At 69.9% G+C, this 13,013-nt stretch carries 9 protein-coding genes; 6 read left to right on the top strand and 3 right to left on the bottom strand.

Translation table 11 applies throughout. The features are described 5' to 3' along the window. Nucleotides 1-431: 431 nt before the first annotated feature. Nucleotides 432-1,964, bottom strand: coding sequence for an aminopeptidase P family protein (locus TA90_RS09240; protein WP_052450707.1), 1,533 nt, complete (start codon nucleotides 1,962-1,964; stop codon nucleotides 432-434). Nucleotides 1,965-2,142: 178 nt separating this feature from the next. Between TA90_RS09240 and TA90_RS09245 the strand changes: the two genes are divergently transcribed. Together TA90_RS09245 and TA90_RS09250 are read left to right on the top strand one after the other, a co-directional pair. Next, the gene (locus TA90_RS09245; RefSeq protein ID WP_043535916.1) at nucleotides 2,143-2,991 is read left to right on the top strand and encodes a PHP domain-containing protein; all 849 of its coding nucleotides are present in this window, start codon (nucleotides 2,143-2,145) and stop codon (nucleotides 2,989-2,991) included. Then, on the top strand, nucleotides 2,988-3,635 hold the full coding sequence (locus TA90_RS09250; RefSeq protein ID WP_043535917.1) for a MarC family protein: 648 nt from the start codon (nucleotides 2,988-2,990) through the stop codon (nucleotides 3,633-3,635). The genes TA90_RS09245 and TA90_RS09250 overlap by 4 nt, the downstream gene beginning before the upstream one ends. 268 nt (nucleotides 3,636-3,903) lie before the next feature. On the opposite strand, the gene TA90_RS09255 is transcribed toward TA90_RS09250, so the two are convergent. Next, nucleotides 3,904-7,986 (bottom strand): ExeM/NucH family extracellular endonuclease, encoded by a 4,083-nt coding sequence (locus tag TA90_RS09255; protein WP_197067878.1) that lies wholly within the window; start codon nucleotides 7,984-7,986, stop codon nucleotides 3,904-3,906. A 650-nt stretch (nucleotides 7,987-8,636) separates the two neighbouring features. Between TA90_RS09255 and TA90_RS09260 the strand changes: the two genes are divergently transcribed. The 4 genes from TA90_RS09260 to TA90_RS09275 all read left to right on the top strand — a co-directional run bounded on the left by TA90_RS09260 (nucleotide 8,637) and on the right by TA90_RS09275 (nucleotide 11,610). Continuing rightward, complete coding sequence (locus TA90_RS09260; RefSeq protein WP_043535918.1) at nucleotides 8,637-9,359, top strand: DUF72 domain-containing protein; 723 nt, start codon at nucleotides 8,637-8,639, stop codon at nucleotides 9,357-9,359. Between the two features lie 366 nt (nucleotides 9,360-9,725). After that, complete coding sequence (locus tag TA90_RS09265) at nucleotides 9,726-10,097, top strand: GntR family transcriptional regulator (RefSeq protein ID WP_043535923.1); 372 nt, start codon at nucleotides 9,726-9,728, stop codon at nucleotides 10,095-10,097. After that, the gene (locus TA90_RS09270) at nucleotides 10,094-10,789 is read left to right on the top strand and encodes an ATP-binding cassette domain-containing protein (protein WP_052450709.1); all 696 of its coding nucleotides are present in this window, start codon (nucleotides 10,094-10,096) and stop codon (nucleotides 10,787-10,789) included. Before TA90_RS09265 ends, TA90_RS09270 begins: the two co-directional genes overlap by 4 nt. After that, a complete protein-coding gene (locus TA90_RS09275; RefSeq protein ID WP_043535920.1) occupies nucleotides 10,786-11,610 on the top strand; it encodes a hypothetical protein in 825 nt (274 codons plus the stop codon). The genes TA90_RS09270 and TA90_RS09275 overlap by 4 nt, the downstream gene beginning before the upstream one ends. A gap of 270 nt (nucleotides 11,611-11,880) precedes the next feature. Here TA90_RS09275 and TA90_RS09280 read toward each other — a convergent pair whose 3' ends face one another. After that, entirely contained in the window at nucleotides 11,881-12,279 is a 399-nt protein-coding gene (locus TA90_RS09280; protein WP_043535921.1) for a hypothetical protein, read from the bottom strand. Between the last annotated feature and the right edge of the window lie 734 nt (nucleotides 12,280-13,013).

Here is a 13,013-nt window from a genome sequence, read left to right on the forward strand (position 1 = left end):
GCACCGGGCGCGTCCACCCCGGGTGCGCCCACCGGGCCGACGACCGGGTCCGACCGTCCCTCGTCCGGCGCTGGTGCGACCGGGTCCGGGTCGGCCTCCGACGAGGGCGACCCGCGCGCCTGACCCCTCGGCGGCGAACCCCCGTTCCTCCTGGGCTCGGCCCCGCTGTGCCCGGCGGGACGCGCACCAGGGGTTCCCACTGCTCGTCCGGGTCGGTTACCGGGCTGTCCTCCGCGGGGAGCACTGGGGGGACCTGCATCGACGTGTGGTCTCGACACCGCAACCGCGCGTCTCGGCAACCGATGTGCACCGAGACCACACATCGATGCAGGAGCCCCGCGCCGACGCACTCGCGCGCGGGCGCGGGGCTCCTCCCGCAGCGGGTGTGTGCCCTCAGCCTCAGGTGCCCTCAGGCTCAGGTGCCCTCAGGCTCAGTTGGCCTGGACCTCCGCGATCCAGGCCTCGATGTCGGCGATGGTGCGGGGGATGTCCTCCGAGATGCGGGTGACGGAGCCGTCCTCGTTGACCTGGACGTCGTCCTCGATGCGCACGCCGATCCCCCGGAGATCCTCCGGGACGGCCAGGTCATCGGCGCGGAAGTAGAGTCCGGGCTCGATGGTGAAGGTCATGCCGGGCTCCAGGAGCGCGCCCTGGTACATCTCCCGACGCGCCTGGGCGCAGTCGTGGACGTCGAGGCCCAGGTGGTGTGAGGTGCCGTGGGGCATCCAGCGGCGGTGCTGCTGGCCCGTGGGGGAGAGGGACTCCTCGGCGCTGACCGGGAGGACACCCCACTCCTCCAGGCGCTTCGCGATGACGCGCATGGCGGCGTCGTGGACGTCACTGAAGCGGGTCCCCGGCTCGTTCGCGCGGGCGAGTGCGGCCTCGGCGGCGTCGAGCACGGCCTGGTAGACCTTCGCCTGCGGCTCCGAGAAGTGGCCGTCGACCGGGAGCGTGCGGGTGATGTCGGCCGTGTACAGCGAGTCGAGCTCGATGCCCGCGTCGACGAGCACCAGGTCGCCCTCGTGGACCTCCCCGTCGTTGTCGATCCAGTGCAGGGTGTTGGCGTGGTCGCCGGCGGCGGCGATCGTCTCGTAGCCGAGCCCGTTGCCCTCCTCGCGCGCGACGGCCCCGAAGGCGCCCTCGATGACGCGCTCACCGCGGCGGTGGCCGACCTCGCGTGGCAGGGAGCGGATGATGTCGTCGAACCCGGCCCTGGTCACCTCGACGGCGCGCCGGAGCTGGGCGAGCTCCCAGGGATCCTTCCGCAGGCGGATCTCGGAGAGGTGCTCCTGGAACTTCTCGTCGCCCTCGCGGGCATCGCCCCCGAAGGGCAGTCCCGCCTGCTGGCGCACCTCGTTGACCAGGCCCTCCACCGTCTCGTCGACGCCGGGCACCACGCGCAGCTGGACCGCCCCTGCGTCCTTGGACAGGGCGTCGCGCAGGGTGTCGATGTGGGCGCAGCGCAGGCCCGTGGCGGCCGCGACCTCGTCGAGCGAGGGACGCGCACCGACCCAGAACTCCCCGTAGCGCGGATCGGCGTAGAACTCCTCCGAGCTGCGGGGGGCGCGCGGCTTGAAGTAGAGGACCGCCTCGTGGGAGCCGTCCTCGCGGGGCTCGAGGACGAGCACGGCGTCCGGTTCCTTCTCCTCGCCCAGTCCGGAGAGGTGGGCGAAGGCCGAGTGGGCGCGGAAGCGGTAGTCCGTGTCGTTCGAGCGGGTCTTGTACCCGCCGGCGGGGACCACGAGGCGCTCGCCGGGGAAGGGTGCCCCGGCCGCGTCCGCACGGGCGGGGAGGAAGTCCGCGACCTCCTCACGTGCGGGCAGGTCGGTGGGGCGCGGAGCCCAGTTCGACCCGATGAAGGTGCGGAACGCCTGGGAGTCCGGGCGCCGGGAGCGGTTGTTGCCGCGGTCCGCCATGGACTGCGAGGGCGTGTCCTCGGGGGTGGTTTCGGGTTGAGTCGTCATGGCTCCATGATCCCACCGCTGTCCAGCAGGGTCGCGACGGAACCGGCGACCGACCGCACCCCGGTCCACCGTGTGTCCGTGCTGCCGGGGGAGGCACCGAACACATCCGGCAACCTCCCGGTGGGGGTCGGGCTGCGCCCGCTTGGGGCGCGTCGGGGCGACCACTAGTGTGTGCTCCATGATCCGAATCGACCCCCACACGCATTCGGCGTGCTCGGACGGCACCGACACACCCTCGGAGCTGATGTGGGCGTCGTTGAGGGCGGGCCTGGACGTCGTCGGCCTGACCGACCACGACACCACGGCGGGTTGGGACGAGGCCGCCACGCAGGTCGGTGCCACCGGGGTCGCTCTGGTCCGCGGCGTCGAACTGTCCTGCTCCTCCCACGGCATCTCCGCGCACCTGCTCGGCTACCTCTTCGACCGGGAGGACCCCGCCCTCACCGCCGCCATGACGCACACCCGGGAGTCGCGCGACACCCGGGCGAGACGCATGGTGGAGCGGATCTCACAGGACTACCCGCTGACATGGGAGATGGTCCAGCAGTTCGCCCCCTCCGACGGCGGGCCGGTCGGGCGTCCGCACATCGCCGACGCCCTGGTCGCCCTGGGCGTCTTCCCCGACCGCTCCGCGGCCTTCGAGCGGGTCCTGCACCCCTCGGGTCCCTACTACGTCCACCACTGGGCACCGGACCCGGTCGATGCCGTGGCGATGGTGCGCGCAGCCGGCGGGGTGCCGGTCCTGGCGCACCCCCGTGCCGGCAGGCGCGGGAGGGTCCTGTCCGAGGAGGTCATCGCCGAGATGGCCGCGGCCGGCCTGTTCGCCCTCGAACGCGACCACCGCGACCAGACCGAGGAGGACAGGGAGGACGTGGACCGCATGGCCCGGCGTCTGGGCCTCCAGGTCACCGGGTCCTCCGACTACCACGGCACCGGCAAGCCGAACAGGCTCGGGGAGAACCTCACCTCCGAGTACGTCTACCGTGCGATGGAGGAGCAGGGACACCTGGAGGTCCTGCGTCCGTGAACCTCTCCGGCATCATCGACGTGTCCCTGCTGGCCACGACCTTCACCACGCTCTTCGTCATCATGGACCCCCCGGGCACCATCCCGGTCTTCCTCGCGCTCACCGGCAAGTACAGCCGCGCCGACCAGCGCCGTGCCGCGGTCCAGGCGACGATCACCTCCTTCGGTGTCATCGTCCTGTTCGCGGTGCTGGGCCAGTACATCCTCACCTTCCTGCAGATCTCGATGGAGTCCCTGCAGCTGTCGGGAGGGGTGCTGCTCTTCCTCGTCGCGATGGAACTGCTGATGGGGCATGACTCCGAGGAACCCGACACGGGGGACAAGAACGTCAACGTGGCGCTCGTGCCGCTGGGGACGCCGTTGCTGGCCGGTCCGGGCGCCATCGTGGCGGTGATGATCTCGGTCAACCAGGGCGGCAACTCCGTGCCCGGGTGGGCGGCCGTGGTGGCCTCGGTCGTGCTCATGCACGTGGTCATCTGGGCGACGATGCGCTTCTCGGTGGAGCTGTCCCGGTTCCTGGGGCAGGGCGGGGTCATGATCCTCACCAAGATCTCCGGTCTGCTGCTGGCCGCCATCGCGACCCAGATGATCATGAACGCGGTCTTCTCCTTCATCCACGCGGCTCGCGACTCCGGGGTGATCTGAGGAGGGGCGACTCCGGGGTGTGCCACGGAACGCACAGCGGACAGCCACCGGTGGGGGGCGGCGTCGGCATGTCCCGCGTGGCGTCGGGTTCTCCGGGCGGTCGTACGAGGGCGGCGCCGGCGTGTCTCCGGGTCGTCGAGGACCGTGGGCCCACTGCGGGTGCCGACCGGTGCGCGCGCGGCCGGAAGCAGGCGGAGGGGCCCCGGACACCGACGGTGTCCGGGGCCCCTGGACCCAGGAGATCATCCTGGATCCCTGACCGTGTGTATCAGGCCTCGACAGATCCCTGACGCCTGCGCACCAAGGTGGTGCCTGCTGCCATCAGGAGGGTGCCGATCACCGCCAGTGCCCACAGGTCACTGGCACCGGTCGCTGCGAGTCCGGAACCTGCCTTGCCGGCCGCTCCCGTCTTCCCGTCGACCCCGTCCGTGTCGTCCGCTCCGGGTTGTCCGTCCGTCCCCGGCTCTCCGGGTGTTCCCGGTTCCCCGGGATCGACGGGGGTCTCAGCGGCCGTGACGGTGACGGGCAGTGAAACGGTCGTCCCCGACGGGTGGGCCACGACGGTGAGGGAGCCCGACAGCATGGCAGGAGCCTCACCAGTCCCTGCGAGGATCGTGTCCAGTGCGGGGAACACAAGGCTGCGACCAGCGGGAACGGCGTCGGTGGACACCGCGTCCCCGGGGATCGTGACCGAGATGTCCGCCGTGCCGTCCGTGACCGGGAAGGTCCCGAGCTCCCGGTCACCCAGGGAGACCATGACCTCGGTGTTCTCCGGCGAGCCCAGGGACGTCAGGTCCAGAGACCCACGCGAACCCTCCGGGTTCTGGAGGGGCGATGCGCCGATCGTGAAGGAGACCTCGTCCCCGGCAGCGACGGTGCCCAGCGCCGGGGCGGCGACGGAGCGACGTGCGAAGTCCGGCGACACCGGGGAGTTCGCCTGGAGGTACTCGATCCAGGCGTCCCGGTCGATGAGGCCGGAGTCGCGGGTGTCCGTGCCGTCGTTGAAGGCGCGGAAGTTGTCCCCGCCCTGGGCCAGGAAGGAGAACGTGCCGATCCGGTACTCACCTTCCGGGTCGTAGGCGGTGCCGTCAATGGTGATGGACGTGACGTGCTCGCCCTGGGCTGCCTCCGCGTCGATGGTGTAGGACACGTTCTTCGACAGTCCCAGCTGCAGGTAGGCCCGCGACGGCACATTCCCCGCGGAGTCCAGTTGCCACTGCTGTTCGAGCATCTCCTTGAACTGTGCGCCCGTCAGTGTGGTGGTCCACAGGTTGTTGACGAACGGGAGCACCGCATTGGCTTCGGCATACGTGATCACACCGTCGTCACCGTGGAGCAACTCGGCCCGGAGTCCACCCGGGTTGACGACGCCGATGGTCGCCCCACCACGATCCGGGTCGGAGAGGGATTCGACCAGGGAGTCCGCCACGAGGTTGCCCAGCGTGGACTCCGATGCGCGGTCGTCACGGGTGCCACCCTGGTAGGTGCCGTCGACGAAGCTGCCGCCGGCGAAGGCCGTGGTGATGTCCGCGGTGACGGAACCGACCGGCACGTTGCCCTTCACCTCTGCCTCGGCGGGGGCGGCCTCGGTGATCTCGTTGACCTCCGCCACGCGGGGGTAGGAGGCGATGAGCTTCGCGCTGGCGGTCTTCGTCCGGGGCACGTTGCGCTGCGTGTACGCGATGACCGTGTCGGATTCCGTGTCATATGTCAGGTCCACGCGGCCGATGTTCTCCCCGTAGGAGCCGGTCTGGAGTACCGGGCGGGTGCGGTCCGTGCCGGGCACCGGGGCGTCCCACGCGTACTGCTTGTGCGTGTGGCCCGTGAAGATCACGTCGACCTCGGGGGAGGTCTCGTTGACGATGTCGGCGAAGGCCCCTCCTGCGGCGATCTCCTGGTCGAGGGTCGCGCCGTCCGGCGTACCGGATCCCGCGCCTTCGTGGTACTCGGCAACGATGACGTCTGCCTCACCGTTGGATTCGTCGCCGTCGGTGAGCTGCGCGGTCACGCGGTTCACGGCCTCGACCGGGTCGCCGAAGGTCAGCCCGGCGATGCCGCCCGGGCTCACCAGCGTGGGCGTCTCCTGGGTGATGGCGCCGATCACGGCAACTCTGACGCCTGCCACGTCGTGGATGGCGTACTCCTTGAGCGCGGGCATCGTGGTGCCCTTGAGGTAGACGTTGGCGCCGAGGTAGTCGAACTGTGCCTTGTTGTTGCCGTCCTTGCCGTTGATGACGCGGTCCACCAGGTCCTGGTAGCCCTTGTCGAACTCGTGGTTGCCCACTGCGGAGGACTTGAGTTCCAGGGCATTGAGGACGTCGATGGTCGGCTGGTCGTCCTGCGAGGAGGAGGCGAACAGCGACGCGCCGATGTTGTCCCCCGCAGAGATGAAAAGGCTGGATCCGCCCTGGTGTCGGATGTCGGCGCGCTGCTCCTCGATGGTGCCCGCGAAGGCAACGGTGTTGGAGTCGATGCGGCCGTGGAAGTCATTGATGTTGAGGAGCCCCAGGGAGACCGTGTCCCGTGGGGTGTCAGAGAGTCCGACGACGACGGGATCGTGGTCGGACGAACGGTAGGCGTCGGGGGCGTGGAACAGGGTGCCGTGGTAGTTGTAGCGGCTGTACTCCAGGGCGATGGACTCCCCGGAGTTGATGTTCCAGATGTCTGCCCCGGTCGCCCGGTTCAGGGCTGCCCCATTGAGCAGGATGTGGTCCAGCGACCCCGACAGTCCGGAGAAGCTGTAGGAGCTGGTGGCGACTCCGAAGCGGTCCTCTGCATCGGTGGAGCCTGTGTCGTAGAGCACCTGGAGCGGGTCCTCCTGACTGTAGGAGTTGAAGTCGCCGACCAGGGCGACTGCGTCTCCGCTGTCGGTGACGGTGGGCAGCCAGTCCCGGATGGCTTTCGCCTGTGCGACCCGCGAGGCGTTCGAGGCGCCCTGGCCGTCGCCGGAGTCGGCATCGCCCGTGAGGGGGCCCGCCGAACCCTTCGACTTGAGGTGGTTGACGACCACGAAGACGGAGTCGCCCCCACCCACGGGCTCGAAACACTGTCCGATCGGCTCACGGGCAATGGCAAAGGGCTGTCCTGCGGCGCTCTTCGAGCCGAGGGCACGTGCCTCGCCCACCGGGGTCACCTCGGCGGTCTGGTAGATGATCGCGCTGGTGATGACGTCCTGCTGGGACAGCGGCGGAAGGTCCTTCGAGGAGTGCACGTAGGCCCACTTCTCCGAGCCTGCGGCGGCATTGAGCGCGGCGACCAGGGTGGCCGTGGCCTCGTCCGGCGTCTCTCCCAGCTTCGCGGAGTTCTCGATCTCCATCAGGCCGACGACGCTCGCGTCGAGCCCGTTGATGGCGGCGACGATCTTGGCCTGCTGGCGTGCGAGGTCGTCTGCACCCCATGCGCCACGAGGGTTGCAGCCGGTGCTGACGGTCACGCCGTTGCCGTCGCGGTCCTTGTAGGCGACGCAGCCCGCGGTGTCGGCTCCCAGGGTGGTGAAGTAGTTCAGCACGTTGAAGGAGGCGACGGAGATGTCGCCGCCCACGGCCGCGGGGGCGGCGGTGCGGGTGTTGGCGAAGGTGGCGGGCGCGTTGCCGCTGGTGTCCGTGACCTGCTGGGTCGGGTTGAACTTCCAGGTCTTGTTGCGGTAGTCGACGATCACCGGGGCGGTGAAGGTGACCGGGGCGCCGACGCGGACCGGGTTATCCAGGGAGATGTAGGGCGGGGTGAGGGCGTGGTTGGCTGCCTTCAGGAAGTCGGTGGTGGCACCGTCGTCCAGAGTCACCGCACGGGCTGCGTTGTCGGCCTCCACAGCTGCTGCTCCCGCCGTGCCGGGACGGGCGACGTCCGTCGGTTGACGGAGCGGCCCGGTTCCGGACGCGAGACCGACCTCGCCGTACTGGTTGGTGGAGTAGGTGTCGGTCACCGTGAAGGAACCCTGGGGGGCGATGAGCATGGACTCCAGGGCCTCGCGGGCGGCGTCCGTGGTCGGCCACGCGGTCTTCAGCGGCTCCACGGTGCCGAGGGACTCCGGGAGCTTCTCGACTCCTGCGGTGCTCGGCTTGATCTGCGTCAGACCGTTGTACTCGTCGACCGTGCCCGTCACCTGTACCGAGTCACCGATCGCGACTGTGGAGGCGTCGGCGGAGGAGTAGACGAAGACGGCGTCCGAGCTCTCCGGCGTCGTGTCAGGGCCCGGGGTCTGGATGACGAACCCGTTGTAACCACCCGTGGGGTAGGCGGCGGTGACGACACCCTGCGTGGTGACGGTCTGTCCCGCCAGCGGTGACTCGGCGCCCTTGCCCTGGATGCCGGCGATGGACGTGATCTCCGTGGCCGCTGGGACAGCGGCCACGCCGCTCAGCGTGGAAGGTTCCTCGGAGGGGGGAGCTTCCTCCGTTGGATCGGAGGAAGGGGACTCCGAGGTGGTCAGGTCAGCGACTTCGTCGGACTGGCCCTCGGTCGTCTCCGGACCACTCTGGGAGGAAATGGCCGCGGGGGAAGACTCTTCTGTGTCCTCCGCCCAGACAGGAGCCGCCAGGGCCCCGGACATGAGAATCGCGGCAGCTCCTGCTGCCGCGACCACTCTGGAATGTCTGCGCATCACAAGTGCCTTTCGTGCTGGGTGATGGGATGTGCCAGACGCTACGGCGCGGGGGTAACCACTTCGTCGCGTCGACATGGAGGCGGACTCAACGGCCGCTGAACAGGAAGGGTACAGCCCGACGCCATCGTCGGACCGCTGCAGGGGTTCCGTTGGCCTCCGCCGGTCATGCGCGCCGGGCCCTCTCTGGTCCAGTCTGTCAACCGGTCAGGCAACAGTAGTCGCGCAGACCGGTGCTGCGCAGGCGTTTCGTGTCCCCGCGTGGAGAGCACGTGTCGACCGGGCCGGGCGCGGTCCCCGGGCGCGCCTGGCGACTCGTGGGATGGGGACGCCCGTGGGCTTCAGGGGCGGAGGGCTGGTCGACCTTGGCGGTGCCACCTTCGCGGCTCCATGCTGGGGGCATGGCACGGATCGGCACCTGCGGGTGGAGCTACCGGCACTGGAGGCACGTCCTCTACGAGGGTGTCCCCCAACGGCTCTGGCTCGAGCACTGTGCCCGGGAGTTCGACGTGGTCGAACTCGACGGCAGTTTCTACCACTGGCCCCCGGACACGCGCTTCCATTCGTGGGCCGACCGCCTCCCCGACGGTTCGGTGATGGCGGTGAAGGCCCCGCGCGGGCTCACCCACGCCCGCCGTCTGGCGGAGCCACAGACCTGGATCTCCCGGATGGTGCCCGGTCTGCAGGCTCTCGGCGCCCACCGTGGTCCACTGCTCGTCCAGCTCCCACCCGACATGCCGCGTGACGACGAGCGTCTCGGGCACTTCCTCGACCTGCTCCCCGCCTGGACCAGGCCGGTCGTGGAGGTGCGCAACGACACCTGGGTGGCGGAGCCGGTCTTCGACCTGCTCGCCACCCACGGGGCCGCCTGGTGCGTGACCGACGGCGAGGGTATGCCGACCGTCGAACGGGCGACGGCCGCCCTCGTCTACGTGCGTCTCCACGGCCCGCAGCACTCCCCGCTCCACACGGGGTCCTACCCGGAATCCGAGCTCCGGGACCGGGCGGACCGCGTGCGGGGGTGGGAGTCCGACGGGCACGAGGTGTTCGTGCTCTTCAACAACGACGCGGAGGGCAACGCCGTGCGCAACGCCCGGACACTGCGGGCGCTCCTGGAGGGATGACCGGCGCTCCCTCGGCAGGCTCGTCCGGCCTGCCCTTGCCCGGGTGCAACACACAACTCATCCACTGCTCCCGTGCAGGTGGACGTGGAGCGGAGCATCTGTGCTGGTCACCGGGGTGGCGCGCTGGACGGGCCGGACATCCTGAGGTGAGTTGTGTGTTGGTGCCGCCCTGCCACGTCCCGGGTCCCTCTCCGGATGGTCGGCGGGGTGGGGGAGACGTGGGGCACCGGCCCGTCCGGCGGAACCGGTCCAGGGCGCCGACACGTCCGGCGGAACCGGTCCGTTCCGGGGACACCTGTGCCCGGTCGATATGTGTTAGTGTATTAGTGCAGTAATACAGATGACGAGTGCGACGGGGAGGTGTCCGTGGACGTCGACGACGCCCGACCGATCTGGGTCCAGCTCGTCGTCGAGTTCAGGAGACGGATCTCGACGGAGGAGTGGGCCCCGGGCACCCGGATCCCCAGCGTGCGCGAACTCGCGCTGGAGGTGGGGGTCAACCCCAACACCGTCCAACGCGCACTCGGGGAGCTCGACCGCGCGGGGCTCACCCTCACCGAACGCACCGCAGGACGCTTCGTCACCCAGGACCGCAGCACCATCGACGCGGCCCGTGAGGCGCTCGCGGCGACCACCACCGACGCCTACATCGACTCCGTCGCCGGGATCGGACTCGGACTCGAGGACGCCACACGACTGCTCGCCCGTCGCTGGGCGGCCAGGGAGGAGAACAAGTGAACGCCATCGAGGTCGCGCACCTCTCGAAGTCCTTCCGCCGCAGACCTGCCCTGTCGGACCTCAGCCTCTCCCTGTCCGCCGGCCAGATCGTCGGGCTCATGGGGGACAACGGGTCGGGCAAGACCACCCTGCTCAAGATCCTCGCCGGGGTGCTGTCGGACTGGGAGGGTGAGGTCAGCGTGTGCGGGCACCGTCCCGGCCCGGAGTCCAAGGCGCAGGTGTCCTTCCTGCCCGACGCCTCGTTCCTGCCCGACCACTACTCCTGCGCGGATGCCATCTCCCTGTACAAGGAGTTCTTCGAGGACTTCGATGCGGTGAAGGCCACCGAGATGGTGCGCTTCTTCGACCTCCCGGCCGACCGTTCCCTCAAGGAGCTGTCCAAGGGGATGCGCGAGAAGCTCCAGATCGCCTTGGCAATGTCACGTGCCGCGCGTGTCTACCTCCTGGACGAGCCGATCTCCGGGGTCGACCCGGCTGCCCGTGACGTCATCATGCGTGGCATCCTCACCAACTTCTCCGAGGACGCCCTGATGGTCGTCTCCACCCACCTCATCGCCGACATCGAACCAGTGGTCGACACCGCGGTCTTCCTGCGCGGCGGGCGCGTCCTGCTGCAGGGCAGCGCCGACGAGCTCCGCGCCGAGCACCACATGGGGCTCGATGCCCTCTTCCGGAAGGTCTACGCATCATGACGACGACACTGCTGCGCCACCAGTTCCGCTCCACGTGGAGACCGCTGGGGTCGGTCGTGGGGGTGATCGCACTGGTCGCCCTCGTCTCCCTGACCGCTGCCCTCCTCCGACTGCCCGTCCTGGGCCCGTTCGGGCAGGGTGTGGCCACCGCTGCCCTCATCGGGCTGGTGCCGGTCGTCCTGGTGGTCCTGGCCGTCGACTACTGGCAGACGATGTACGGCCGCGAGGGCTACTTCACGATGTCACTGCCGGTGCGGGGACGTGAGCTCCTCGCGGTGAAGACCCTGCATGCTGTCCTCGTCGCCCTGGCGACCGCACTGCTCGCCTGCGGTGGCGCGCTGCTGACCCTGGTGGCCAGGGCCCGCCTCGACCGTGTGCCCGTCGGGGAGACCCTCTCCGGCTGGTGGGACGCGCTCCGCGCCCTCCCCGGTGGAATGGTCTGGCTGGTGGTGGTGGGAGTCGTGCTCTACCTGGTGACCCTGGTGGTCCAGGTCGCCAGCGTGCTCTCGATCTCGGCAGAAGGCCGCTTCAACCATCTCGGCGTCGGGGCGCCCCTGATCGGGCTGGTGGTCCTCTACCTGGTCAACCAGGTGGTGTCACTGGCCGCGATGCTGTGGATCCCCGTCGGTGTCGTCCTCCAGGGACCCGACGCGGGCCAGTTGGTGGCCCGTGGGATGTGGGGCGGGTTCATCGAGGCCGTGCGCACCGGCGCGGACCCTGACGTCATCGGCCTGGGTTCCCTCGTCAGCGGCGTGGTGGTCGCGGGGCTGCTGGCGTTGTGGGCAGTGCGCTCCATCGAGCGGCACACCTCGCTGCGCTGACGTCTCTGCGCTGAGGTCTCGGCACCGGCCCGGCTGCGCTGAGGTCTCGGCACCGGCCCGGCTGCGCTAACCCGGCTGCGCTGGGTGCTCCCTCCGCCCGCCCCGCTCCACCGCCGCGTGGAACCCGACGAGGGCGGGGTCGGTGAGCGGACGAGGGCCATGCGCAACGGGCACACTCCGGCAGCCCTCCGGGCCCTCGTCGCCCGTGACCGCCCGGCGCCGCTCCGTCGCCCGGTGGCGGCAGGTCGGGCCCGGCGCGGAAGGTTCGGATCAGGGGATCGCGCTGATGGCCATGCCGAACCACCCGAGGGCGACCACTGCCAGCAGCGGCCAGGCGGACCAGCGGTTGCGCCCCGCCGAGCGGGAGTCCCTGCGGCTGAGCGCCGATTGTGCGAGGAATGTCAGTCCGCCCAGGAACCAGAATGCGGGTCTGGTCCATGCGGTCAGGGATGCGATGTCTTCCACGCGCGGGAGCAGGAGTTCGGCACCGATGACGACCACCAGGAGAGTGCAGAGGACGCCGAGCAGGAAGTACTCGATCCTCGTGCGGACCAGTGAACGACGGGCATCGCCGGTCCCGGTCCCCGTGCCCCGCGTCTGGCGTGTGGGCTCCGAGGGGGTGTCGTGGGATGGTCGGCAGGTCGCCGGTGATGAGGGTGTCGTCTCCATGGCCGCCTCGCAATGGTCGTTTCCGGCCAGCGTAGCCGGATCAAACCGGCGGCGTAGGAGTGCCTGGCTGAAAGACTTGGGCGCCAAGTCCCAGGGGACATCGCGGCAGGAGGGCACTCGACGGCGGGGTCGCACCGGACTCGTGGGGACCGGTCCGGCGAGGAGTGCTCCCATCGTCGAGCGTCTCGATGTCCGTGCGCTCCTCGGACGCGTCCCTCGCACCGTGGAGCGAGCTGAGGACACTGGAGAAGGTCAGCAGGACCATGAGTGCCCAGAGGTTCACGGTGGGAGGGAGGAACGGGGGCGCTGACGATCGTGGCGGTGCCGGTGACGACCAGACCCGGTGACGACGAGGGGCGGTGACGACGCGAGCAGGACCGCGCATGAGCTGGGTCCGCCTCCACATGTCCGGGCCCTGATCGGCATGGGGCACCCGGGGGCCCGAGAAGCCGTTCGGCAGCGCACCGGAGGTCGCGTTGCCGAGGACCGCAGCCCCGACTCCTCCTCCGGGGAACACGACGGTGCCGAAGCCGAGCCGATCCGAGCCGGAGGGCGCACGCGCTCTGGGAGCGGAAGACGACAGTGGTGCCTGCAGCCGGGCCACGGAGCGCCACAGGGATGAGTGCCCAGGGGTGGGACTTCCCACCGAACGGTGGGGGTACGGGGGACGACCGCTCGGTGGGACGTCCACCGCTCGGTGGGAAGTCCACCCCCCGGTCGGGAAGTCCACCGCT

It is taken from the genome of Actinomyces polynesiensis (assembly GCF_000820725.1).
Lineage (GTDB): Bacteria > Actinomycetota > Actinomycetes > Actinomycetales > Actinomycetaceae > Pauljensenia > Pauljensenia polynesiensis.

Coding starts and splice junctions, on each gene's coding strand:
- TA90_RS09245 (WP_043535916.1), top strand. CDS start 2,143: ATGATCCGAATCGACCCCCACACGCATTCGGCGTGCTCGGACGGCACC.
- TA90_RS09240 (WP_052450707.1), bottom strand. CDS start 1,964: ATGACGACTCAACCCGAAACCACCCCCGAGGACACGCCCTCGCAGTCC.
- TA90_RS09280 (WP_043535921.1), bottom strand. CDS start 12,279: ATGGAGACGACACCCTCATCACCGGCGACCTGCCGACCATCCCACGAC.
- TA90_RS09275 (WP_043535920.1), top strand. CDS start 10,786: ATGACGACGACACTGCTGCGCCACCAGTTCCGCTCCACGTGGAGACCG.
- TA90_RS09260 (WP_043535918.1), top strand. CDS start 8,637: ATGGCACGGATCGGCACCTGCGGGTGGAGCTACCGGCACTGGAGGCAC.